General features: G+C 71.0%; 25 protein-coding genes and 1 other RNA gene. 18 read left to right on the forward strand and 8 right to left on the reverse strand.

The window, feature by feature from the left end; translation table 11 throughout:
* The first annotated feature begins 140 nt into the window (after nucleotides 1–140).
* Nucleotides 141–422 carry a peptidoglycan-binding protein gene (locus Val02_RS36450; protein WP_203903865.1) on the forward strand — a complete coding sequence of 94 codons (282 nt, stop codon included), beginning with the start codon at nucleotides 141–143 and terminating at the stop codon, nucleotides 420–422.
* 642 nt (nucleotides 423–1,064) lie between these two features.
* On the forward strand, nucleotides 1,065–1,397 hold the full coding sequence (locus tag Val02_RS36455; protein ID WP_239153611.1) for a response regulator transcription factor: 333 nt from the start codon (nucleotides 1,065–1,067) through the stop codon (nucleotides 1,395–1,397).
* Nucleotides 1,398–1,399: 2 nt separating this feature from the next.
* On the opposite strand, the gene Val02_RS36460 is transcribed toward Val02_RS36455, so the two are convergent.
* Both Val02_RS36460 and Val02_RS36465 read right to left on the reverse strand, forming a co-directional pair.
* The gene (locus Val02_RS36460) at nucleotides 1,400–1,732 is read right to left on the reverse strand and encodes a hypothetical protein (RefSeq protein WP_203903866.1); all 333 of its coding nucleotides are present in this window, start codon (nucleotides 1,730–1,732) and stop codon (nucleotides 1,400–1,402) included.
* A 49-nt stretch (nucleotides 1,733–1,781) separates the two neighbouring features.
* Entirely contained in the window at nucleotides 1,782–2,051 is a 270-nt protein-coding gene (locus tag Val02_RS36465; RefSeq protein WP_203903867.1) for a hypothetical protein, read from the reverse strand.
* Nucleotides 2,052–2,277: 226 nt separating this feature from the next.
* Between Val02_RS36465 and Val02_RS36470 the strand changes: the two genes are divergently transcribed.
* The 7 genes from Val02_RS36470 to Val02_RS36500 all read left to right on the forward strand — a co-directional run bounded on the left by Val02_RS36470 (nucleotide 2,278) and on the right by Val02_RS36500 (nucleotide 9,871).
* Complete coding sequence (locus Val02_RS36470) at nucleotides 2,278–2,937, forward strand: GntR family transcriptional regulator (RefSeq protein ID WP_239153612.1); 660 nt, start codon at nucleotides 2,278–2,280, stop codon at nucleotides 2,935–2,937.
* 67 nt (nucleotides 2,938–3,004) lie between these two features.
* On the forward strand, nucleotides 3,005–3,700 hold the full coding sequence (gene biuH / locus Val02_RS36475; RefSeq protein ID WP_203903869.1) for a biuret amidohydrolase: 696 nt from the start codon (nucleotides 3,005–3,007) through the stop codon (nucleotides 3,698–3,700).
* Nucleotides 3,700–4,377: a cysteine hydrolase family protein gene (locus tag Val02_RS36480; RefSeq protein ID WP_203903870.1), complete on the forward strand. Its 678-nt coding sequence runs from the start codon at nucleotides 3,700–3,702 to the stop codon at nucleotides 4,375–4,377. The genes biuH and Val02_RS36480 overlap by 1 nt, the downstream gene beginning before the upstream one ends.
* Nucleotides 4,374–5,984: a SulP family inorganic anion transporter gene (locus tag Val02_RS36485; protein WP_239153613.1), complete on the forward strand. Its 1,611-nt coding sequence runs from the start codon at nucleotides 4,374–4,376 to the stop codon at nucleotides 5,982–5,984. Before Val02_RS36480 ends, Val02_RS36485 begins: the two co-directional genes overlap by 4 nt.
* Nucleotide 5,985: 1 nt before the next feature.
* Nucleotides 5,986–6,378 (forward strand): oxalurate catabolism protein HpxZ, encoded by a 393-nt coding sequence (gene hpxZ, locus Val02_RS36490; protein ID WP_203903871.1) that lies wholly within the window; start codon nucleotides 5,986–5,988, stop codon nucleotides 6,376–6,378.
* Nucleotides 6,375–8,102: an allophanate hydrolase gene (gene atzF / locus Val02_RS36495; RefSeq protein ID WP_203903872.1), complete on the forward strand. Its 1,728-nt coding sequence runs from the start codon at nucleotides 6,375–6,377 to the stop codon at nucleotides 8,100–8,102. The genes hpxZ and atzF overlap by 4 nt, the downstream gene beginning before the upstream one ends.
* Before the next feature lie 197 nt (nucleotides 8,103–8,299).
* A complete protein-coding gene (locus Val02_RS36500; RefSeq protein WP_203903873.1) occupies nucleotides 8,300–9,871 on the forward strand; it encodes an ArnT family glycosyltransferase in 1,572 nt (523 codons plus the stop codon).
* A gap of 10 nt (nucleotides 9,872–9,881) precedes the next feature.
* Here the strand turns inward: Val02_RS36500 and Val02_RS36505 are convergent, their stop codons facing one another.
* From Val02_RS36505 to Val02_RS36515, 3 genes are read right to left on the reverse strand one after another with little or no spacing between them, the layout of a single operon-like run.
* Nucleotides 9,882–10,211, reverse strand: a complete 330-nt coding sequence (locus Val02_RS36505) for a hypothetical protein (RefSeq protein ID WP_203903874.1) — start codon at nucleotides 10,209–10,211, stop codon at nucleotides 9,882–9,884.
* Between the two features lie 27 nt (nucleotides 10,212–10,238).
* Nucleotides 10,239–10,646, reverse strand: coding sequence for a rhodanese-like domain-containing protein (locus Val02_RS36510; protein WP_203903875.1), 408 nt, complete (start codon nucleotides 10,644–10,646; stop codon nucleotides 10,239–10,241).
* 10 nt (nucleotides 10,647–10,656) lie between these two features.
* On the reverse strand, nucleotides 10,657–11,088 hold the full coding sequence (locus Val02_RS36515; RefSeq protein ID WP_203903876.1) for a cysteine dioxygenase: 432 nt from the start codon (nucleotides 11,086–11,088) through the stop codon (nucleotides 10,657–10,659).
* Between the two features lie 202 nt (nucleotides 11,089–11,290).
* Between Val02_RS36515 and Val02_RS36520 the strand changes: the two genes are divergently transcribed.
* The 7 genes from Val02_RS36520 (at nucleotide 11,291) to Val02_RS36550 (ending at nucleotide 16,509) form a co-directional block, all read left to right on the forward strand.
* Complete coding sequence (locus tag Val02_RS36520; protein ID WP_203903877.1) at nucleotides 11,291–12,550, forward strand: FAD/NAD(P)-binding protein; 1,260 nt, start codon at nucleotides 11,291–11,293, stop codon at nucleotides 12,548–12,550.
* A gap of 176 nt (nucleotides 12,551–12,726) precedes the next feature.
* Nucleotides 12,727–13,115, forward strand: an RNA gene (gene rnpB, locus Val02_RS36525) — RNase P RNA component class A.
* Nucleotides 13,116–13,672: 557 nt separating this feature from the next.
* On the forward strand, nucleotides 13,673–13,918 hold the full coding sequence (locus Val02_RS36530) for a hypothetical protein (RefSeq protein ID WP_203903878.1): 246 nt from the start codon (nucleotides 13,673–13,675) through the stop codon (nucleotides 13,916–13,918).
* A gap of 479 nt (nucleotides 13,919–14,397) precedes the next feature.
* The gene (locus Val02_RS36535) at nucleotides 14,398–14,955 is read left to right on the forward strand and encodes a Uma2 family endonuclease (RefSeq protein ID WP_203903879.1); all 558 of its coding nucleotides are present in this window, start codon (nucleotides 14,398–14,400) and stop codon (nucleotides 14,953–14,955) included.
* Nucleotides 14,956–15,117: 162 nt separating this feature from the next.
* Nucleotides 15,118–15,510 (forward strand): hypothetical protein, encoded by a 393-nt coding sequence (locus tag Val02_RS36540; protein ID WP_203903880.1) that lies wholly within the window; start codon nucleotides 15,118–15,120, stop codon nucleotides 15,508–15,510.
* Nucleotides 15,511–15,524: 14 nt separating this feature from the next.
* The gene (locus Val02_RS36545) at nucleotides 15,525–15,848 is read left to right on the forward strand and encodes a hypothetical protein (protein ID WP_203903881.1); all 324 of its coding nucleotides are present in this window, start codon (nucleotides 15,525–15,527) and stop codon (nucleotides 15,846–15,848) included.
* Nucleotides 15,849–15,924: 76 nt separating this feature from the next.
* A complete protein-coding gene (locus Val02_RS36550; protein ID WP_203903882.1) occupies nucleotides 15,925–16,509 on the forward strand; it encodes a TIGR03086 family metal-binding protein in 585 nt (194 codons plus the stop codon).
* Here Val02_RS36550 and Val02_RS36555 read toward each other — a convergent pair.
* Nucleotides 16,463–16,930 carry an Lrp/AsnC family transcriptional regulator gene (locus Val02_RS36555; protein WP_203903883.1) on the reverse strand — a complete coding sequence of 156 codons (468 nt, stop codon included), beginning with the start codon at nucleotides 16,928–16,930 and terminating at the stop codon, nucleotides 16,463–16,465. The genes Val02_RS36550 and Val02_RS36555 overlap by 47 nt on opposite strands.
* A gap of 80 nt (nucleotides 16,931–17,010) precedes the next feature.
* On the opposite strand from Val02_RS36555, the gene Val02_RS36560 reads away from it, so the two are divergent.
* Complete coding sequence (locus Val02_RS36560; protein WP_203903884.1) at nucleotides 17,011–18,390, forward strand: tryptophanase; 1,380 nt, start codon at nucleotides 17,011–17,013, stop codon at nucleotides 18,388–18,390.
* Between the two features lie 133 nt (nucleotides 18,391–18,523).
* Here the strand turns inward: Val02_RS36560 and Val02_RS36565 are convergent, their stop codons facing one another.
* The gene (locus tag Val02_RS36565) at nucleotides 18,524–19,336 is read right to left on the reverse strand and encodes an SCO6745 family protein (protein WP_203903885.1); all 813 of its coding nucleotides are present in this window, start codon (nucleotides 19,334–19,336) and stop codon (nucleotides 18,524–18,526) included.
* 356 nt (nucleotides 19,337–19,692) lie between these two features.
* Nucleotides 19,693–22,089, reverse strand: a complete 2,397-nt coding sequence (locus tag Val02_RS36570) for a hypothetical protein (RefSeq protein WP_203903886.1) — start codon at nucleotides 22,087–22,089, stop codon at nucleotides 19,693–19,695.
* Between the two features lie 10 nt (nucleotides 22,090–22,099).
* Here Val02_RS36570 and Val02_RS36575 point away from each other — a divergent pair, with 10 nt between their 5' ends.
* Nucleotides 22,100–23,458 carry a hypothetical protein gene (locus tag Val02_RS36575; RefSeq protein WP_203903887.1) on the forward strand — a complete coding sequence of 453 codons (1,359 nt, stop codon included), beginning with the start codon at nucleotides 22,100–22,102 and terminating at the stop codon, nucleotides 23,456–23,458.
* Nucleotides 23,459–23,486: the final 28 nt, after the last annotated feature.

Here is a 23,486-nt window from a genome sequence, read left to right on the forward strand (position 1 = left end):
TTATTTCTTTGTTTTGCCAGGGAAATTCCTATTGCTGCGCCTGTGGCACGAAAGCGGGACTGACGAAGGCCTGTGCATATCTAGGCTGAACGCATTGATTCACACCGTTCAACGGGTGTCTCGGGCATCAGGAGGATGCAATGTCTACGATTCGAGCGATCGGCGCAGCACTCATGGGTACCGTGGCCGCCTGCAGCGACCTCGCCCCGCCCGCCGACCCCGCGGTGGTACGCGAACTGCTGTACCGGGCCGGCCTGGCCCGGCGCACCGCGACGACCTCCCAGGTGCAGTCGGCGGTGCGCCGCTTCCAGCTCGAGAACGGCCTGACCGCCGACGGAGTCGCCGGTCCGGCCACCGTCTCCGCAATCGTTCGCTACGTCCGCGAACGCCATCACGTCCGGACCATCGACATCGCCGCGTGACGCGACAGCGTCAAAAAGCGTGCACGTCCGCCACCGGCGGAATTGTCAATTCACATTGACGCAGGTAATCGACTCGGCGTAGCTTTTAGCACCCGCTGACGTGCGAGGTCGGGCGCCGGATGCCACGGCTCAGGGGTCTCGGCGCCGAGCTGGCCGGGCGCGGGCGCGAGTTCCATCCGTGCGGTGTCCGACCTTGTCCGCCGCATCGGCAGTTATCACATCTACGACACCGCCAGTGGCCGTACCTGCGGCTAAGGTGTGGCGACGTTCGACGGCGATCGATTTCGGCACACCGCGGGGGAGCTGTGACACGAGACGCATACGCGGAACGGTCCGTTCGGTCGCGATCTTCGACAGTCAACCGCTGCTGCGGCGGGGAATGTGCGCGACGTTGGAACTGGAGCACGACGTCTCCGTCGTCGCCGAGGTCGACAACGGCATAGACCTTGTCCTCGCCGCGCGACGGCACCGTCCCGAGATCGTTCTGGCGGAGACCAGGTTCCTCTCGCACTGCCGGTCGGCCAGGATGTCCTCGCCGATCATTGTGCTCGGCGAGGATGTCAGCGCCGAAGGACTCGTCGACATAGTGGTGCTGGCGCCGGCGGGAATCATCCATCGACGCGGCCAGCCGGCGGATCTGGTGTGCGCGCGATTCGGTTCGTTCGGGCCGGTCGACGGTACGTCGCTCCCGAGTTCGGCGAGGTGCTGTTGCGGATGGTCCAGTCCCAGGTCGTGCGGGCGGCGGGCCTGCGACACCCGGACCGGGCCGGTCTTACCGATCGCGAGCGTGACGTTCTGTACCTGGTGTGCGAGGGCGGGACCAACCGCGAGGTCGCCCGGGCACTCGGCATCAGCGAGCGCACCGTCAAGTTCCACGTGTCGAGCATCCTCGGCAAGTTGCAGGTGCGCTCACGTGTGGAACTCATCGCGTCCATGGCGGTCTGGCTGGCGACGGTGGCGGCCTCAAACGTGTGAGATCAGCGGTCTGCCGCGCGCACGTGCAGCGTCCGCCGAGCCATGTCGAACACCTCGAAAAGCCCAATCTTCATCAGGGCGCGGCCGACCGCCGCGTCCACCGTGGTGAGCGCGGCGAGTGGGCTGGTCAGATGCCGCGCGTCCGAGCCGTGCAGCACGGCTCGGACGGTGATGACGGCAGCGGAGTCGGCGCGAACCTCAAGTTCGGCGATCCGACAATCGGCGGCGTGTTCGCTCAGCGCGGTACGGATGCCCTCGGTCAACGGTCGAATGATCTCGACGGCCGCGTTGCCGGTGGCCAGATAGGCCAGTGCGATGTCGACCTGATATCTCATCGACGTAGTCTCGCGTGGCGTCGGGTATCTGACCAGGGCGCGGAATCCGTTACCTGATGGGCGCCACGACGATCTCGAGCCTGTAGATGATGAGTCCGACGGCGATGCAGCGGTACTTCAGCGCGAGCCCGTAGGCGACCGTCCAGGCGCCGGTTTCCTTGCAGTTGTCCAGGCCGAAGTAGTAGCCGTACGCTACCCATTCCTCGAGCGGTGTCACCGTCGACCGTGTCGTCGGTGCTTCGGCGGGTGAGGCCTGCACGGCGGCGGGGGCCGCGAATGTCAGCAGCGCCGCGATCGTCGCGATGACGATTGCCTTCAAACTAGCGTTTCGCACGGGACGCTTTCCCTTCGAAGTGACGGAATTCGATGCAAGCGAAGCTATTCCTCGCGCGCGTACCGGGCGCCGGTCGATGGATCGGTTAGTGCCGGCGATTTCCCGGCCCGTCGGCCGTCGGGGGATCGTCCCGGAGGTCGGATCGGCCCTGTTTTCTCGGACAGGCACTCTCGCGGAAGGCGACCGGCGAGCGGCTGGCAGACTTGTCGACGTGACCGAGACCGGCGAGGAACTCGCCAGCGCCAGCCTCGTGGAGTTGGCGGTGTCGCGGCTGAGCCGGGAGATCCTCAGCGGCAACAGCGATCCGGGGGACCGGCTCGTGGAGGAGCAGCTGACGAAGCGGTTCGGCATCAGCCGGGCGCCGGTGCGTGAGGCGTTGCGGCTGCTGGCCGAGCAGGGGCTGGTCGAGCACGTCCCGCGCCGGGGTGCCCGGGTGGCGACGCTGTCCGATCGGGACGTGCAGGAGCTGTACGCGGTGCGCGACGTACTCGAACGCCACGCCGTGACGGCCGCGCTGGCGGATCCGGCGACGCTTGACCTGACCGGGGTGAAGGCGGCGTTCGAGGCGCTGCGGGGCGCCGTCGAGCGCGGGGACCGGGCGGACATCAACGACGCGCACCGGTCGTTCCATCTGTCGATCGTGCGCATCGCCGGCAATCGGCAGCTGACCAAGGTCTACGAGTCGGTGATCCTGAAGATCCAGCTGTACATGGCGCTCAACCTGCGGCGGGAGGCCGAGAGCGAGCGGCCGGCGGTCGGCGTTCACCGGCACGAACGGATGCTGGAGGCGCTGGAGTCCGGCGATCCGGAGAAGGTGCTCGCGGAGTTGACGGCGCACGAAGGGGACCGGTTCCTCCGCGAAAGCAAGTGAGCGCCGCGTCATAACGCCGTTACAAAGGGCCAGGAGCCTCGAAACAGTTCTGTCGACAATCGACAGCATGGCAACCATCGGACCGGTCAAAGCCACCCCGTACGCCTGGCCGTACGACGGGAGCGTTCCGACCAGCAGGACCGCGCTGCTCTGCATCGACTGGCAGACCGACTTCTGCGGCCCCGGCGGCTACGTCGACGCCATGGGCTACGACATCAACCTCACCCGAGCCGGCCTGCCCGCCACGCAGAAGCTGCTCGCGCACGCGCGGGAGACCGGCATGTTCGTCATCCACACCCGGGAGGGTCACCCGCCGGACCTGCGTGACCTGCCGGCCAACAAGCGCTGGCGTTCCGCACAGATCGGCGCGGAGATCGGGGGAGACGGCCCCTGCGGCCGGATCCTCATCCAGGGGGAGAAGGGCTGGGACATCGTCCCGGAGGTCTACCCGCTGCCCGGCGAGGTCATCATCGACAAGCCCGGCAAGGGCTCGTTCTACGCGACCAACCTGGACCTGATCCTGCGCACGCAGGGCATCACGCACCTGATCCTGACGGGGATCACGACGGACGTCTGCGTCCACACCACCATGCGCGAGGCGAACGACCGCGGCTACGAGTGCCTCATCCTCTCGGACTGCACCGGCGCCACCGATCCCGGCAACCACGCGGCCGCGCTGCACATGGTGACCATGCAGGGCGGTGTCTTCGGCTGCGTGGCCACGTCCGAGGACGTCATCGCGGCAACCACTGCGGAGGAATGATGCCGGTCGTCGACGCGCAGCCGTCCCCCTTCACCTTCGACCTCACAAGCACCGCGCTGATCGTCATCGACATGCAGCGCGACTTCCTGGAACCCGGCGGGTTCGGCGAGACCCTCGGCAACGACGTCGGGCAGCTGCGCCGCACCATCGAACCCACGAGGGCGTTGCTGCGCGCGGTCCGCGCCGCCGGCATGACCGTCATCCACACCCGCGAGGGCCACAAGCCGGATCTCTCCGACTGCCCGCCCGCCAAGCTCGCCCGGGGCGTGCCGAGCATGCGCATCGGCGACCCGGGCCCGATGGGCCGCATCCTCATCCAGGGGGAGTACGGCCACGACATCGTCGACGAACTCGCCCCCGCTCCCGGGGAGCCGGTCATCGACAAGCCCGGCAAGGGCGCGTTCTACGCCACCGGCCTCGGGGAGCTGTTGGCGCACAAGGGAATCCGCAGCCTGGTGGTCACCGGCGTGACGACCGAGGTCTGCGTGCACACCACCGTCCGCGAGGCGAACGACCGGGGCTTCGAGTGCCTGGTGCTGGCGGACTGCGTGGGCTCGTACTTCCCGGAGTTCCAGGAGGTCGGGCTGAGGATGATCGCCGCGCAGGGCGGCATCTTCGGATGGGTCGCCACGTCGACCGCGTTCGTATCCACACTGCCCGTGGGGGTGGCGTCATGAAACTGCTTGCCCGTACCGAGAACCCGTTATGGGTCCGGGGCGACACCAACGCCTTCTCCGGCTTCGGGGTCAACGTCCTGGTGAACGTACTGACCCTGACGTCGCTGTGCCTGTTCGTGGTGCACCTGTCCGAGGCGAGCGTCTTCAAGGCGATCCTGCCGGCGCTGGGCATCGCACTCGTCTTCGGCAACATCTACTACACGTTCCTCGCGCGGCGGCTGGCCGCCAGGGAGAACCGCACCGACGTCACCGCATTGCCGTACGGGCCGAGCGTGCCGCACATGTTCATCGTGGTGTTCGTCATCATGCTGCCGATCTACCTGAAGACGAAGGACCCCGTGCTCGCCTGGAAGGCCGGGTTGGCGTGGGCGTTCATCATCGGGATCATCGTGCTGATCGGTGCCTTCGTGGGGCCGTTCATCCGTAGGTACGCGCCGCGCGCCGCGCTGCTGGGCACCCTGGCCGGGATCTCCATCACGTTCATCTCGATGCTGCCGGCCGCGCGGATGTGGACGATGGCGTGGGTGGCGCTGCCCGTCTTCGCCCTCCTTCTGGTCGGGCTCATGACGGACATCAAGCTTCCGGGGAACTTCCCCATCGGGCTGGCCGCTCTTCTTCTCGGCACCGCCATCGGCTGGGTGGGCGGGGCGATGGACGGCGGAGCGGTGACGGCGGCGGCGAAGGAGATCTCGTTCGCGCTGCCCGGCTTCCACCTGGACCTGCTGTTCAGCGGCCTCGCCGACGTCGCACCGCTGCTCGCCACCGCCATCCCGCTCGGCGTCTACAACTTCACCGAGGGCATGACGAACGTGGAGAGCGCCGCGGCCGCCGGCGACAACTACAACCTGCGCAGCGTCCTGCTCGCCGACGGCGCGGGTGCGGTGATCGGCGCGGCGCTCGGCTCGCCGTTCCCGCCGGCCGTGTACGTCGGGCACCCCGGGTGGAAAGCCGCGGGCGGCCGCTCCGGCTACTCCATGGCGGCCGGCGTGGTGATCGCGCTGCTCTGCTTCCTCGGGATGTTCGGGCTGCTGGGGGCGATCTTCCCACTCCCGGCCATCGTGCCGATCCTGCTGTACATCGGGCTGCTGATCGGGGCGCAGGCGTTCCAGCACACGCCGAAGGCGCACGCCGCCGCGGTGGTGGCCGCGTTCGTCCCCAACCTCGCCTCCTGGGGAACGGGCCAGATCGACAACGCCCTCGCCGCGGCCGGCACCACGGCGGCCACGGTCGGCGACGCCGCGCTGGAGAACAGCGGCGTCGTCTACTCCGGACTGCTCAGCCTCGGGCAGGGCGCGATCCTCGCCGGCCTGATGCTGGGGGCCATCGTGGCGTTCGTCATCGACAAGCGCTTCATCCCCGCGGCGATCTCGGCGGCGGTGGCCTCCGCGCTGTCGTTCGTGGGGCTGATCCACGGCGAGAAGGTGGAGTGGAACGCCAACTGGGAGGTCAGCCTCGGCTACCTGCTCGTGGCGGTGATCTGCGGGCTGTTCGCGCTGACCCGGCCCGCGCCCCGCGAGGAGGAGCCCGATGAGACCGACGGCAGCACCGTCGTCACCGTTGATCCGACGCCCGCTCCGGAGCCCGCTCCCGAGCCCGCGAAGGCCTGAGGTGGAGGTCGACCGGCCCGACGTCGTCGCCGAGGTGACGCAGGTCTTCGCCGAGTACGAGAAGGCCCTCGTCGACGGGGACGTCGAACGCATGACGGAACTGTTCTGGGACAGCGACTCCGTGGTGCGCTTCGGGATCGGCGACCGGCAGGACGGAGCGGCGGAACTGCGCGCGTGGCGTGCCGCGCAGCCGCCGCTCCCGGCCGGGCGCACGCTGCACGACACGCGGGTCACCGCGTTCGGCGCGGACCACGCGGTGGTGACGACGCTGTTCACCTATCCGGGCGTGCCGGGGGAGGGGCGCCAGTCGCAGACCTGGGCCCGCTTCCCCGGCGGCTGGCGCATCGTGCACGCACACGTCTCGCAGGTGTCCGCTGTGGAGGGTGGTTCGTGACGGACCTTCAGTTCGCTTCCCTGGGCGGCCCCGACGCGGCCGACGTGATCCGCACGGCTTACGCGCGGGACGCGCCGCACGTGTGGACCCACCGGCGGCCGCTCGACGACGTGCTGCGCGACCTGGAGTCCGCGCCGAACGGACCGCTGTACGGGATCCCGTTCTCCGTCAAGGACAACATCGACGTCGCGGGGCTGCCGACCACGGCCGCCTGCCCGGACTTCGCGTACGTCCCGGCCGTCTCGGCACCGGTCGTCGACCGGCTGCTGGCGGCCGGCGCGATCCTGGTCGGCAAGAACAACCTGGACCAGTTCGCGACCGGGCTCACCGGCACCCGTTCGCCGTACGGGGCGTGTGCCACTCCCTTCGACGCGCGCTACATCTCCGGCGGGTCCAGCAGCGGTTCGGCCGTCGCCGTGGCGGCCGGACTGGTCGGTTTCAGCATCGGCACCGACACCGCCGGTTCGGGGCGGGTGCCGGCCGCGCTGTGCAACGTCGTGGGCCTCAAGCCGAGCCGCGGGCTGGTCAGTACGCGCGGCATCGTGCCGGCCTGCCCGTCGCTCGACTGTCCGAGCGTCTTCGCGCTGAATGTCGGTGACGCCGCCGCCGTGCTCGCCGTGATCGAGGGACAGGATCCGGGCGACCCGTGGTCCGTCGCCCGTCCACCGTCCACTGTGGAGGATGTTTCGCTGTCGAACGTGCGTCTCGGGGTGCCGCGCGAACGGGAGTTCGGCGGCGACCGGGAGCACGCGGCGGCCTACGCGGGCGCACTCGCACGCCTCTCCGGCCTCGGCGCGACGCTGGTGCCGATCGACCTTGAGCCGTTCCTGGCGGCCGGGCGGCTGCTGTACGGGCCCTGGGTCGCCGAACGCTGGACCGGCCTCGGCGACTTCGTCACCGCACACCCCGGCAGCGTGCACCCGGTGACCCGCCAGGTGCTGAGCGCGGCGCGGAACTACTCGGCGGCGGAGGCGTTCGGGGCGATGCACCGCCTGCGCGAACTGCGCGCCCGCACCGAACCCGTCTGGGCCGACATCGACGCGCTGGCCCTGCCGACGGTGCCCACGACGTACACCATCGCCGAGGTGCACGCGAACCCCGTGCGCAGCAACGCCTTCCTCGGCTACTACACCCACTTCGCCAACCTGCTCGACCTCGCGGCGCTCGCCGTGCCCGCGGCGTTCACCCCGAACGGCCTCCCGGTCGGCCTGTCGTTCCTGGCCCCCGCCGGCCGGGACGGCTTCCTCGCCGGCATCGGCGCGGTGTTCCACGCGGCGACCGGCCTCACGACGGGTGCCACCGGCCACGCGCTCGCTCCCGCGGCGCCGCCGGCCGCCGGGAACGACGGCGCCGTGCTCGCCGTCGTCGGGGCACACCGGCGCGGTCAACCCCTGCACCACCAACTCCTGGCACGCGGCGCCGTCCTGATCGGAATCGACCGGACGGCGCCGTGCTATCGCATGTTCCAGATGGGAGACCGCCCGGGGCTCGTGCGGGTGAGTGACGGGGGAGCCGGGGTGGAGGTGGAACTGTACCGCGTCGCGGCGGCCGACCTCGGCGAACTCCTCGTGCGGATCCCGGCGCCGCTCGGGCTCGGCAGCGTGACCCTGGCGGACGGCCGCACGGTGGTGGGTTTCCTCGCCGAGTCCTACGCGGTGGCCGGGCGGCCGGACATCACCGGATACGGCAGCTGGCCGGCATATTTGAGTGCCGCGGTGCCCTGATCACGCTCCTGAAGATTCACGCGGCTGAGTTGAGGTGATCGAATTCTCCCTGCCGCCAACGTCGGCAGCGAATCCCTTACTCTCTACGGGCGCCTCTTCCCGACCCCTCCGATCCAGGACTGTGCCCGATGTCGCCATCGACCCTGGCCACCACGACCGAGCGAGCCGAAACACCGGCACCGCCGACGTCCCGAGTCTTGCCGGACTATGTGCCGATCTCCCTGCTCTCGCTACTCTTCGTGCTCGTCGGGCTATACGTAGTCACGCAGGCCGATCGATACGGCCGCACCTGGGACGAGGGTGTGCAGGATCAGTACGGCACCGCGACGTACCTCTGGTACCGCACCGCCGGAAACGACACCAGCTTCCTGAATTTCGACCCGTCGATGCACATGCCGGAACACGGGCCGTTCTTCGAATTCATCGTGGCCGGGGCGCAGTTCGCGTTCGATGGTGATCATTGGCACATTCGCGCGCTGGTCTGCGGGATTGCCGGCGCGATCGGGATCGTCGCGATGGCGCTGTGCGGATACGAACTCGGCGGTTGGTGGGGTGCGTTTCTCGCGGCCTCCGGACTCGCCCTCTTCCCGCGCTACACCGGCGCGATCTTCAACAACTCCAAGGACGTCCCGCTGGCCGTCTTCATGATCCTCGTCGCCTGGCTGACGCTGCGGTTGGTGCGCCGCTGGTCGACCGGCCGCCGGTGGGCGATCGACGCCGGGCTGCTCGGGGTCCTGCTCGGGATGGCCATCTCGGTACGGATCAACGCGCTGATCTGGGTCGGCGTCCTCGGCCTCGTCGCGCTGGCCTGGTGGGCGCGCAACGGACGGGCGGCGTTTCGGGGCGGCACCTGGTGGCCGGCCCTGCGCAAGCAACTGATCGCGGGCGGGCTGATCGGCGCCGTCACGTACGCCACCATCCTCGCGTGCTGGCCGTACATCGCGCTCAACCCGGTCACCGGCCTGCCGCACGTGATCGCCAACATGTCGGCCTATCCGTGGGACTCGACCATCCTCTACAACGGCGAGGTCGTGCGCGCGCAGAGCGCGCCGGGCGGGTACGTGCCGCGCTGGCTGCTCGTCGGTTCGCCGCTGCCGACCGTGCTGCTCGGCGTCGCCGGGATCAGCCTGCTCGCGCTCGACCTGATCCGCGGCCGGGTGCGCGACCTTCGGGTGCTGATCGGGGCGGCGCTGTTCTTCGTGCCGCTGGCCATGCTCCTGGTGATGCGGCCGGTGCTGTACAACGGGCCGCGGCATTTCCTGTTCATCGTTCCCGGGCTGATCCTGCTCGGCGTGTACGCCGTCCAGCGGGTCGCCGCGCTGCTCGCCGCCCGCCGGGCACCGGCCCGGTCGGCGCTCGCGGGGGCGCTCGTTCTCGCGCTCGTCGGCGGGTACGCGCACTCCGCCGTCGCCTCCGCGCGGCTGTTCCCGTACGAGTACATGTTCTTCAGCCCGGTCGTCGGCGGGTACTCCGGCGCGCGGGGCAAGTGGGAGGGCGACTACTGGTCCGCCTGCCACACGGCCGCCGTCGAGTGGCTGCTGCGCAACCGGTCGCGCTATCCGGCGGCCTCCTCCCCGCCCACCATCGGCGGGGTCGCGGGCGACGGTGCCAATGTGCCGCCGGGCTGGAAGCCGACGTTCGCGGCCGCCGGGGACTACTTCGTCAGCAGCGACTTCTGGCCGATGCCGCCCGACTTCGAGGTGATCCACACCGTCCGGGTCGACGGTCAGGCGCTCTGCAGCATCGGCCGGGCGCCCGCCCGCGCCTGACGACCGGAGGTCACACGTGCATGCTCGGCCGGCGGCCGAGGGCGACGATGTCGCTGATCACGCCGTCGGCGAGCCCGCGCACCACGTCGGCGAGGTCGGGCCGCAGCACCAGCAGTTCACTGAACCGCTGGCGCCACAGCCCGGCCTCGATGGCGTCGGCGTCCGGCCGGTGCGGGCGGACGATCCGGTTGCGCGTCACCATGTACGCGTCCCAGTACTCGTCCGGCAGCGCGCCGGCGAGGCGCGCGGCCGCCGGCGCGAACGACTCCGCGTCCTGCGCCGCGTAGATCAATGCGCGGGCCCCGTCCCATGCCACCCGGGGAAGGTGCACGTGTGCCACGCGTCACATTGTGCACCCGCTGTGCTTCTAGGTCACGTCCTCGGTCGGCAGGCCCGCGGCTTTCCAGGCGACGAAGCCGCCGGCGAGATCCGTCGCCCGCCACAGCCCCAGGTCCTGCAGCGCGGCGGCCGCGAGCGACGACGTGTAGCCCTCCGAGCAGAACACCACGACCGGCAGGTCGTACCGGTCGGCGACCTCCAGCCGGGCGTCGCTGCGCGGGTCGAACCGCCACTCCAGGACGTTGCGCTCGATGGTCAGCGCGCCGGGGATGCCACCCTCCCGCTGACGCTGGGCGTGCGGCCGGATGTCGACCAGCACCGCGCCGTCCCGCGCCGCCGCGTTGGCCTGCTGCGGGTCGAGGCGGTGCAGCCGGCACCGCGCCGCCGCGAGGATCTCGTCGATGCCGCGGGAGCCGGGTGGTGCGACGGCTGTCATCGTTCCTCCTCTACCAGTCGGCGCCGGCCCGTTCGACCGAACGAACCCGCAGGTCCCCGCCGATCATGTCGTAGCGGGTCATCATGGTAAGCGCCGGTGCGTAGACGTGAAGGCTGACCGCGGGCGCCGCGCCGTCGTTGATCACCCGATGGATGTGCCGTGCGCCGAACTGCCGTCCCATGTCGGCGGTCAGCCGGCGGGAGCCGTTCGGCGTGTCCTCGCGGAGCCGTCCGGAGACGACGAGGAAGGCCCCGGCCGACCCGCCGTGGTCGTGCCACTCCGTGTCGTGGCCGGGCTGCCAGGTGAGGAGCCACGCCTCGTGGTCGGGGCCGGCGGAGAGCCGCGCGTACCAGCGTTCTTCCGTGTCGAACCGGGGCTGGACGGGCCAGCGGCCGGGGTGTGCGGCGAGTCTACGGGCGTGTTCGAGCAGGTCGGCAGTCATGGTGGGAGTCCTCTCGGGTCGTCTGTCGGCTGGCTGGGTCACGTTCAGCGACGACAGAGCGCACTCGCGCACCGGACGAGGTCGACAGCCCGCCGCGAGGTGAGGGTCCACATCTTTGGTGCCAAGACTTCCCCGTTTCCTACCGCCCGTCGTTGGACGGGTCGATAATACCTACTAGAACGGTATCTTAGATGGGGAAGATATGGGAAAGAAGTCGGTCCTGGTCGTCGGCGGCGGCTGTAGCGGCACACTCGCCGCGATTCACCTTTTGCGCACGACCTCCCACCGGGTGACCCTGGTCGAGGCCGGCGAACGTCCCGGGCGCGGCATCGCCTACGGCACCACCAACCCCGCGCACCTCCTCAACTCCCGCGCCGCCGCCATGAGCGTCGCCTCGGACGACCCGCAGGACTTCGTGAACTGGTGCGCCCGCAGGGACCCCACGATGCGCGCGCACTCGTTCGCGCCGCGGCACTGGTACGGCACCTACCTCCAGGAACGGCTCTCCGACGCCGCCGAGCGTGCCCCCGGCCGGCTCGACGTGCACCGCGGTCGGGTGCGAACGCTCCGCGTCGGACGTTCCATCAGAAGTGGCGAGTGGACCGCGGACCGGGTGGTGCTCGCGACCGGACACCCCGCGCCCGGGACGCCCGACTGGGCGACCGGCGTCGACGGCCCGCGCTACGTCGCCGACCCGTGGGACGCCGCCGCCCTCGAACGCCTCCCGCTCGACGGCCCCGTCCTCCTCGTCGGCACCGGCCTGACCGCCGTCGACGTCATGCTCACCCTCGCCGCCCGCGGCGCCTCCCTCATCGCGGTCTCCCGGCACGGCCTCCTCCCGTTGGCGCACACCGCATCCCCCGGTGTCGCCGCCGTGCCGGCCCTGGAGGACTGCGGCTCCCTCGCGGCCCTCATCCGCAACGTCCGCCGCGCGGCCGAGGGCGACTGGCGCTCCACAGTGGACGCTCTGCGCCCCGAGGTGAACGCCATCTGGCACCGCCTCGACCCGACCTGCCGCGAACGCTTCCTGCGCCACGTCGCCCGCCACTGGGAGGTCCACCGCCACCGCATGGCCCCGGCGGTCGCCGCCCGCGTCTCCTCCTTGCTCGCCTCCGGCGCCCTGACCGTCCGGCGCGGCCGCATCCGCTCCGTGCGCCCGGTGCCCGACGGCTTCGACGTCGACGGCTCCCTACGCGTCGGCGCCATCGTCAACTGCACCGGCCCCGGAACGGCCGTCCGCCACCCGCTGCTGGCCTCGTTGGTCGCCACGGGCGCGGCGGTCGGCGAACCGCTCGGCCTCGGGGTCTCCTGCGACCCGGCCGGCCGGGTCAACCGCCCCGACGGCACCCCGTGGGAGAACGTCCACCTCATCGGCCCGGCGAGGCGGGGCACGGAGTGGGAGACGACGGCGGTCCCGGAGATCCGCACCCAGGCCGAGGAGTTGGCGGGCTCGCTGGCGTAGCCCTTCCCCCTGGGCGGCCCGGGCTTCGCCCCTCCGGCGGGCCGTGAGTGGTACACCAGCCACGTTATTCGTGGCGCATTACGTGGCTGGTGTACCACTCGGCCATCGATGCCCCAGGATGATCTTGCCGGCCGGAGGAATGCGCGGGGCGCTGGGCTACAGTGAGGCGCGACGGACGAGTCGACCGGGCGGCCGCGTCAGCCTCAGGGCTGCCGAGGAACGTCCGGGCTCCACAGGGCAGGGTGGTTGTTAACGGCAACCCGGGGCGACCCGCGGGAAAGTGCCACAGAGAACAGACCGCCGGCAGCACGCCGGTAAGGGTGAAACGGTGGGGTAAGAGCCCACCAGCGTCCCGGGTGACCGGGACGGCTCGGTAAACCCCACCCGGAGCAAGGTCAAAAGGGCCGGACCCCTCGGGGCGAGGCCTGCGCAGGCGTTCGAGGGCTGCTCGCCCGAGCCTGCGGGTAGACCGCTTGAGCCTGTCGGCGACGGCAGGCCTAGATGGATGGCCGCCGGCCCGCGGTTTCGCGGGTCACAGAACCCGGCGTACAGGTCGACTCGTCCGTCGTCCTCCTGATCACGGGTTTGTAATGGCTGCTGAGCTGGTGTTATTGATAATCGCCTCTTGGTGAGAATGGTCAACATTGGTTCGCCTCGGACGGCCTGGGCACGGCCTGACGGCCTGGAGACGGCCTGATCTTGAGGCGTTCCGGTCTCTTGCGAGCGCCTCGATAGACGCCGGCTTCTGCGGTGGCTGGCCGGGGTCAAGGGCGGCCCTCGGCGTGCCGGCGCGCAGCGCCCCTGACGTCGGGCGGGCGGCGTAGAGGATTCGGCTTCGGGGGACGGCTGTTCTTGTGGGCTTCGGTGGCTAATCCCGGATACGAACCGCCGGCGCGCCCGGCCGATGCCGGCGCTTGCGCCGCCAGCAGGCCGGAGCGGCGCCGGCTTTCCGTTCCTGGGCCACTATTGGTGTGCGGCGGGTGATCGCGTTACACGAGGGCAAGCCGCAAAGCGGTGCGGCAGCCGATCGCCCCGCGCTCGACGGACGCGGCCGAAGCTCGCGATCGTCACGGCCTCGCTGCTGGTTCGATGTCGGCGCCCGACGTCCGTATGCTGCGCCCCGTGCGGCATCTGACCCGGGCGTTCGCGGTCGAGCAGTTCCTGGGCGAGGTCACGGTCCAGTGTGCCCGTGGTGTGCGGTGGGTGGCGGTCGATCCGTGGAGCGGCGGCTATCGGATGTCGCTGCACACCGTCGAGGATCCTGATGACGAACGGGTGCGGGACCTGTCCAGCCTGGTGTCGTTGGACCCGGTTGACGAGGACTTCGTCGGCGATGGGCGCGAGCTGGGCCGAGTCGCCGAGGCTTAGGCTGCGATCGATTTCGCTGAGGGGCTCACCGAGGCGGTCGCGGGTCGGCGGGTCAACGCGACGGTTGCCGGCGACGAGTATGCCGACATGGTTCGCGTCCGGCGGTCTGCCGCGGCCGGCTGATGGGCGAGTTGCTGCGGCCCGCGTAGCGGGCCGCCTTGACTGGGAGGAGTGGCGGGCGGCGCACGAGCCAGCGGAGGCGGCGCTCCAGCGGTTCGTTGAGGCGGTTCGTTTGGAACTGGCGCTGCCACCCTTGAGCGTCCGTCTTACAGTCTCTGACGTCTCGCCGTAGGCCACGGAAGAGGTAATGCGGCGGCCTACACGGTCAGGCGCCACGAGAAACGCCAGCTCAGTGGTCCTATATAGCGGAATCGTGGCTACACGGTCGACTCGTCCGTCGCCCCCCCCACGCGCGGCCCGATCTCGGGTCATCGGATGTGGGACGCTTGTGGGAGCATCCGCGTGGAGGTGAGCAGCCGATGACCGCAGCCGTACTGGATCACGTGGGGCCGTGGACCGAGGAGGACTTCTTCGCGCTCGGTGAGACCTCCGACCGGATCGAACTCTTCGACGGGAGTCTGCTGGTGAGCCCGGCTCCGACCACGCGCCATCAGCACATCTCCCGCCGGTTGGCCAACATCCTCGACGCCGCCGCCGATGAGGCTGACCTGTGGGTGTACGAGGCGGTCAACGTCCGTCTGACGACGGGTCGGGTGTTCATCCCGGACGTGGTGGTCACCCATGCCGAGGACGTCACGACGGTCGAAGCCGCCGAGGTCGTCCTGGTCGGCGAGGTCGTATCGCCTGGCAACGCCGGCACCGACCGGTTGCTCAAGATGCAGGCGTACGCGGCCGCTCGGATCCCGTGGTACCTGCTGGTCGAGCCGGACCCGGCCGGCGCGGTCACGGTTCGTCTGCTCGGCCTGGACGGGGACCACTACGTCGAGCAGGTTCTCGCCAAGGACGGCGAGACTCTGACCGCGAGCGAACCGTTCGCCATCGCGATCGAAGTAAGCGCGCTGACCCGTCGTCGGTAGCCGGAACGGCCGCACGGCTTGGCGACGGCCTGGACGGTCAATCACCACAAGAAACGCCAGCTCAGCGGCCCTATACATGGCGGAACCCGGCGTACAGGTCGACTCGTCCGTCCGCCACGATCGCCACTGCTCAGCCAGCGGGGTGCCCGTATGCTCCGCCCCATGCGTCACCTGACCCGTGCGTTCGCCGTCGGCGCGCTCCGCCGTGGCAAGGCGGTCGAGCAGTTCCTGGGCGAAACCACCGTCCAGGGCGTTCGCGGCGTCAGGTGGGTGGCGGTCGAACCGTGGAGCGGCGGATACCGGGTGTCGCTGCACACCGTCGCGGATCCCGACGACGAACATGCCCTGGACCTGGCCAACCTGCTGTCACTGGACCCGGTCGACGAGGAGTTCGTCGGCGAGGGGCGCGAGCTGGGCCGGGCCGCCGACGCCGAGTCCGCGATCGATCTCGCCGAACGGCTCACCGACGCCGTCGGGGGCCGGTGGGTCAACGCGACGCTCGCCGGCGAGGAGTACGCCGAACTGGTGCGCGCGAGGCGTTCCGCGGCCGGCTGACGCACCATGGTCCGATGGCGATCGATGTGTATGTCCGGGAGTACAGCGGTGAAAAGGTGGCGACGCTCGACTGGCGCGGAGGCGTGAACCGCCTGTGCGCGACAGCGGCCGCCGACCCGACGAGGTTCCCCCTGCTGTCCGGCGTCGACGACCACGACGACACGTACTTCAACGCGCGCCAGTGCGTCATCCTGACGGGGGAACTCGAGTCCCTCACGAAGCTGCACACCGAACCGGAGGTGCGCGGCCCGGCGGAGGCGCTTCTGCAGCTGGTCGACCTGCTGCGCGCGGCGCCCGGGCGGCCGCACCATCGGCTGCTGGTGTTCAGCGGCGACTGACGGCCAGGTGCCCGCGGGCGGGATCTGGCAGAGTGGCGCGGATCAGCCGGCAACGTAGCGGACAGGAGAGGTCACGATGACGGTCGACTTCGGACCCGCCACCGACGTGCTCAGCGGGCTCGTCAAGCAGACGACGGACGAACAGCTCGCCGCGCAGACGCCGGGCGGCATCACCGTCGCCGCGCTGCTCGACCACATCGACGGGCTCGCGGGGGCGTTCGCGGACGCGGCGACCAAGACGACGAAGGCGGACGGGGGAGTGGCGCAGGCGCCGGACGGCGCACGGCTCCGCGACGGTTGGCGGGAACGGATTCCGGCCCGGCTGGACGCGCTCGCCGAGGCGTGGCGGTCCGACACGGCGTGGAGCGGGCTGACCGTCATCGGCGGGCTGGAGATGCCGGGGGACGCCGCCGGAGCCGTCGGGCTGGACGAGGTGATCGTTCACGGGTGGGATCTGGCGGTGGCGACCGGGCAGCGCTATCCCGGCGGGGATGCCGCCCTGCAGGACGGGATCCGGGCCGCCTACGGGTGGGTCAGCGCGACCGTCGGGGACAACCCGAACGGGATTCCGGGACTGTTCGGGCCCGCGGTGAAGGTGCCCGCGGACGCGCCGCTCATCGATCGGCTGCTCGGTCTGGCGGGACGGGATCCAGGGGCGTGAGCGGGGTCCAGGCGAGCACGTCGTCGAGGATGAGGCTGCTCTCCGGCCGCCCGTAGTCGGCCATCCGGTCCAGGAACCCTTGCAGCGCCGGCATGTCCGCCACGGCCACCATCAGCACCGTGCAGTCGGCGCCGGTCACCCGCTGCATCTGCAGCACCTCGGGCCAGTTCGGGACGGCCGGGTCGCGCAGCACGCACGTCGGGCCGTAGCACTGCATCCGGACGAAGGCGCGGACCGGCCGTCCGGCCTTCGCCGGGTCCACGTGCGCCCGATAGCCGGTGATGATTCCGGCGTCCTGCAGGCGCCGTACCCGTTCGGCGGTCGCGGGCGCCGACAGGTTGATCCGTCGTGCCATTTCATTGAACGACAGACGCGCGTCAGCTTGCAGTTCGGCGAGTATGCGCCAGTCGACCCGATCCACGTTACGAGCGTAAAGCGTGTGCCCCGATCGCGTTACGAACATGATTCACCGCCGAACGGAAGCCGACGATCATCGTCAGCATGACCGAGCCCACGTTCCGGACGATCATCGAGCCGTTCCGCATCCACTCCGTCGAACCGCTGCGGATGAACACCCGCGCGCAACGGCACAAGGCCCTGGAAGCCGCGCGGTACAACCTGTTCAAGGTAGACGCCGACGATGTTCTGATCGATCTGTTGACGGACTCGGGGACCGGGGCCATGAGCCGGGACCAGTGGGCGGCGTTGCAGCGCGGCGACGAGTCCTACGCGGGATCGCCGTCGTTCCGGGTCTTCAAGGATGCGGTGCAGCGGCTGTTCCCGTTCACCCACGTGATCCCCACGCACCAGGGGCGGGCGGCCGAACGCATCATTTTCAGCGTGCTCGGTGGGCCGGGCAGGGTGGTGCCGAACAACACCCACTTCGACACCACGCGCGCCAACGTCGAGTACACCGGCGCGGAGGCCGTGGACCTCGTCATCTCCGAGGGGCGAGATCCTTCGTCACGGCACCCGTTCAAGGGAAATATGGACATCGACGGCCTGGAACGGCTGCTCGAAGCCCGCGCCGACGACGTGCCCGTGATCTTTGTGACGGTGACCAACAACAGCGGCGGGGGACAGCCCGTCTCCCTGGCGAACCTCCGCGAGATCCGCCGCGTCGCCGACGCCTACGGCAAGCCCGTCTTCATCGACGCATGTCGCTTCGCCGAGAACGCCTGGTTCATCCGCACGCGCGAGGACGGCCAGCAGGACCGCGACGTGGCCGACATCGTGCGCGAGATGGCGTCGCTGGCCGACGGAATGACGATGAGCGCCAAGAAGGACCCGATGGGCAACATCGGCGGCTGGCTCGCGCTCAACGACGACGAACTCGCCGAACGCTGCCGGGACATGCTGATCCTGACCGAGGGCTTCCCCACGTACGGCGGGCTCGCCGGCCGCGATCTGGAGGCGCTCGCGCAGGGGCTCACCGAGACCGTGCAGCACGACTATCTGACGTACCGCATCCGCTCCACCGAGTACGTGGGGAACTCGCTGCGGGAGATCGGCATTCCGGTGCTGACCCCGATCGGCGGGCACGCCGTGTACATCGACGCGCGGGCCATGCTGCCGCACATCGACCCGTTGGAGTATCCGGGGCAGGCGCTCGCCGTGGCGCTGTACGAGACCGGTGGGGTGCGGGCGTGCGAGATCGGCACGGTGATGTTCGGGCGGCAGCCGGACGGAACGGAGAAGCCCGCCGCGATGGATCTGGTGCGGCTGGCGATTCCGCGGCGGACGTACACGCAGAGCCACATGGACTATGTGATCGAGGTCGCGCAGCACGTGTGTGACCGGGCGGCGGAGTTGCGGGGGTTCCGGATCACGGAGCAGGGGTCGGCGCTGCGGCACTTCACGGCGTCGTTCGCGCCGCTGTAGGAGCGCGCGGGCTTCGTCGATCTTGCAGTTGTGGCGCCCGGTATGCCCGATATCGCCGTGCTACGTCCGCACCACAACTTCAAGATCGACGGCCGCCGCCGATGTCCGGATCGAGGCACAGCGCCGCGTCGACTCAACCGCGCGGGAGGCCCATCGCGTTCGGGTAGGGGATGACGCGGTGCAGCGCCTCGGCCGCCGGCGTCAGCAGCGCGACCAGCCGTTCGGTGTCGGTGCCGGCCCACGGTTGCGCCGCCAGTTCGTCCGTGAGTTCCTCCATCCGCGCGTGTGCCGCGCGGCCCGCCGCCGTCGCCCGGCCGTCGCCGTCGACCCAGCCGCGCGCCGCGAGCCGTTGCCGGGCCGCGTCCCACTCCTCGTCCGTCCAGCCGCGGTTGCCCTGCAGTTCGCCGCGGAGGCCGTCGATCGCGTCGCGCCACACAAGCGCCTCGCAGCCGTCCACGCCGTTGGTCACCAGTGCCGTGACGTGGCCGTCGCCGCGATGTTCGCGCAGCACCGTCGTCGCCAGCCACAGGCGCGCGTGCGGGTCCTCCGGCGCGGGGAGCGCGGCGTTCGCGGCCGCCAGTGCGCGTCCCGACGTTCGCGCCCCGGACGCCGCCGCCCACAACAGGTCCGCCGCCTCCGTCGTTGTTCCGTGGGAACGCAGTGCGCTTGCCGCGCCGGCCTCCCGGCACCGCAGCGCGTCCGCCGGGCTGATGCGGCTCCAGATGTCGGGCAGCGCGCGTTCGACCATGCGCGGCGCGAAGCCGAAGAACAGCGCGGTCACCGGGGCCGCCGTGACGGCGCCGAGCGGAGCGGCCCGCCCCGCGAAGTAACCCCGCCAGAACCCGCGCAACCCCACTTCCTCGTACGCCGCGCGCGCCTCCGGAGCGAAGTAGGTGACCGCGTGCAGCGGCTCGATCAGCGTCCACAGGTGCCGAACCGGGTTCATCCCCACCCTTTCGTTCACAGGTTTCGTCGATGTGACCGAGCAACCGCAACAATGCGGCACCGGTCCACAACGAGGCAACGGTCGAACTGATGCGGTGTCGCATCGATCACGCTCGGAGAATCCCCAGCTTTTCGCAGACCGTTTCCGATGGTGCGCCCAGATCCAATTCGTTGCCCCGGAACCGTTGGCCGACAGCGGAACTTCCTCCGCGTCGCACGTCAGGTGTGGCCCGGTTAGGAAACCGCGCGCCGGTCCGTCTACTGTGGATCCCGTGGCTCAATATTGCTCGAATCGGTAGCGCGTGGTTCGAACACGATGCACAGTGATGTCATGAGCAGTAGCGGTGCTGGCCAGTACTACTGGTGCCTCTCCCACCACCGCGTGGAAACAGACGCCGACAAATGCCCGGCGGTCAACCGCCTTGGGCCGTACGGCTCTGCCGCGGAAGCCGAGCGCGCCTTGGAACGGGTGGAGGAGCGTAACGCGGCCTGGGACGCCGAAGACGAGCGTTGGAACGGCGACCAGTCCTGATTTTTCAAGGCGCCGCCCCGGAACCCGGCGCCGCTCTCGTGCAGTTCCCCCAACCCTGACTCAGGTTCCGCCGGAGGAGGAAACACCATGGCCGATGCGTTGGCCACCAACCGTTCGGCCGCCAAACGAGCGTCCGCGACCGGCAAGACCCCCGCTGCCGCACCGGCGGCCCGCACCCGGAAGTCCACCGCACCGAAGACGGTCGACCCGGCGGGAAGCAAGGCGAGCACGGCACCGGTGACCGGCGCGACCGCTACGGCGGCCACGTCGACCGCTGACGGCGCGAACGCGCTGTCCCGCAAGGCATCCGCGAGTAACGCTCGCGGATCGCGCACCACTCCCGCCGCGCGAGCGGCAACATCCAAGGTGGGAACGGCCGCGCCGAAGACGCGTGCGGTCGTGACGAAGGCGGTGGCGTCGGTGCCGGCACGTTCGGCGGGCACCAGAATGACCACTGTCCGGGTCGATGAGGCGCCGACGGACTCCGCCGCCGCAACCGTTTCCGCCGATTCCGCGACGGAAGCGCCGAAGCCGGCCACGCGTCGGACCCGTGCCGCTTCCACTGCCAAGCCAGCAGCCGCCAAGCCCGCCGCCGCAGAGGCCCCGAAGCCGGCTCGGCGCAGCGCCGCCAAGCCCGCCGCCGACAAACCGATCACATCGGAGAACGCCACCGGGACGACCGGCACCAAGCGGTCCACCGGCACCAGGTCCACCGCCGTGAAGTCCACGGCGGCCAAGACCGCGGCCACTACATCCACGGCGACGACGCCGACCGCCACCAAGCCCACGGCCGCCAAGCCGACCGCCACAAGGGCGACGTCTTCGAAGGCGACCGCCACGAACGCCACGGCTGCCAAGTCGACCGCCTCGAAGGCGACGTCTTCGAAGGCGACCGCCACCAACGCCACGGCTGCCAAGCCGACCGCCACCAAGGCGACGTCTTCGAAGAGGACGGCATCCACGGCGACGGCATCCACGGCGCCCGCTGCCAAGACCGTTGGGAACAGGGCCGCGGGCACCAAGACCGCTGGCACAAAGGCCGGCACCAAGACCCTTGGCGCCACGGCTGCGGCGACCAGGACTCCGGTCGGCGCGGTGGCCGCTGCCAAGTCGACCCGTGCCACGGTGTCCAGGTCGACGGCTGCGGTTCCGGCCGCGAAGTCGACCGCCGGCCGGGCCACGAAGGCCGCGAAGTCGGCGGCGGTGAAGGCCGCCGGCACGGGCCGTTCGGCGGTGTCGCGGGCGGCCAAGGCCGTCACCTCGACGGCCGCGAAGGCCACGCCCACGGCCGCCAAGCGGACCGCCAAGGCGGCGGCATCCGCGGTCGCGTCGACGGCCGCGACGGCCACCCGCGCCGCGAAGGCCGCCAAGTCGACCGCCACGCGGGCGGCCAAGGCAGCCGCCTCGACCGCCACGAAGGCCACGGCCGCCAAGTCGACCGGCACCAAGTCCACCGGCACCAAGGCGACGGGCACGCGCACGGCGGCCACCAAGACCGCTGCCACCAAGGTGGCCGGGGCGAAGGCCACCGGCGGCCGCGCGGCCGCGGGGACGCGGTCGACCGCCGCCAAGGCCGCCGCGGCGAAGTCCACCGGCACCAAGGCCACGGCCGCCAAGGCGACGGGCACCGGCCGCACCGCGGCGAAGTCGACGGCGGCGAAGTCCACCGGCACCGGCCGCTCGGCGGCGAAGTCGACGGCCACGAAGGCCACCGGCACCGGCCGTACCGCGGCGAAGTCCACGGCCACGAACGTGACCGGCACCGGCCGCGCGGCCACCAGGTCCGCGGCCGCGAAGGCGACCGGCGTCGGCCGTACGGCGGCGAAGTCGGCGGCTGCGAAGGCCACCGGCACCGGCCGTACGGCGGCGAAGGCGACGGCTGCGAAGGCGACGGGCGTCGGCCGTACGGCGGCGAAGGCGACGGCCACCGGCACCGGCCGCTCGGCGGCGAAGGCCACGGCGGCCAGGTCGGCGGGCACCACGGCGACGGCCGCGAGGTCGACCGCCGCGCCCGCTTCGGCCACGAAGGCCACCGGTGCCGGGCGCGCGGCCGCCAAGGCCACGGCCGCGAAGTCGACGGGCACCAAGGCGACCGCCGCGAAGGCCGCCGCAGCGAAGTCCGCCGCCACCAAGGCCACCGCCGCGAAGACGGCGGGGCGTAAGGCCGCCGGCACCAAGGCGACGGCTGCGAAGGCGGCCGGCACCAGGACGACCGGCGCCAAGGCCGCTCCGGTGACGACCGCCAAGGCGACCCGCGGAGCGGCCAAGGCGACCGCCACGAAGGCCGCCCCGGGCCGGGCGACCAAGGCCACGGCCACGGCCACGTCCGCTCCGGCCAAGGCCGCGGCGAAGAGGACGACCGCCAAGGCCGCTCCGGCAAAGGTCGCCGCGACCAAGGCGACGACCGGACGGGGTGCCGCGAAGGCCGCGCCGGCCAAGACGACCGCGTCGAGGACCGCCACCAAGGCCACCGCCACCAAGGCCACCGGGACCAAGTCGACGGCTGCCAGGGCGACCACCACGGCCGCCGGCCGCGCGGGCGCGACGAAGGTCGCCGGGGCGAAGGCCACCGGCGGTCGTGCGGCCGCGGGGACGCGGTCGACCGCTGCCAAGGCCGCTGCGGCGAAGACCGCCGGCACCAAGGCGACGGGCACCGGCCGCGCCGCGGCGAAGTCGACGGCCGCGAAGGCTACGGGCACGAAGGCGGTGGGCACGAAGGCCACTGCGGCCAAGGCCACGGCCACCAAGGCGACGGCGAAGTCCGCGGCTGCCAAGGCGACCGGGTCGGCCACGACACCCGCACCCGCGAAGTCGACGGCGACCAAGGCGGCTCCGGCGAAGTCGTCGGCTGCGAAGGCGACCGCGGCCAAGGCCACCGCCGGCGAGGCGGCCCCGGCCAAGACGACCGGCACCAGGTCGACCGCTGCCAAGGCCGCCAAGTCCGCCGCCGCCAAGTCCACCCCTGCGGACGCGGCTCCGGCCACCGGGGGCACCACCACGACGGGTTCGGCCCCGACGGCGGCAAGCCCGGCGGGCGCCGGCACGGAGCCGACGGCGGGCACCGCGACCGGCACGGACAGCACCGACGCTACGGCGACGGCGGCACCCGCGACCGGATCGCCGGCCGAGGCGTCCACCACGGCGGGTGCGGACAGCACCCCGGCCGCGGACACCGCAACGGCTGCGAAGCCCGCCGAGGCGGACGCCGCCAAGGGCGATGCGGCCAAGGCGGACGCCAAGGCCGGCGCCGCGAAGAAGGCCCCGGCGAAGAAGCCGGCGGCCAAGTCCACCGGCCCGGCCGCCACGGCGGAGACCACCGGTGCCGCTGAGGCACAGGGGGCCGACGCCAAGGAAGCCGACGCGGCCCCGGCGGGCCCCATCCTCGCGCAGGGCGCCGATGACGCGCCGGCGGAGACGCCGGTGGCGGAGGTGCTCGACGAGACCACCCCGACCAACGGCAACGGGCGTTCGGGGGATGGCGAGGGTGGGCTGTCCGCCGAGGCGCTGGCCCCGGCGAGCACGCCGGATCCGGTCGAGGGCGGTCACTCGGTCAACGGGCGTGAGCCCGCCGGTTCGGGGCCGCTGCCGTAGCACTTTGCACGACGGGGTATGACTTGCC

It is taken from the genome of Virgisporangium aliadipatigenens (genome assembly GCF_016863615.1).
In the GTDB taxonomy this organism is placed as follows: domain Bacteria; phylum Actinomycetota; class Actinomycetes; order Mycobacteriales; family Micromonosporaceae; genus Virgisporangium; species Virgisporangium aliadipatigenens.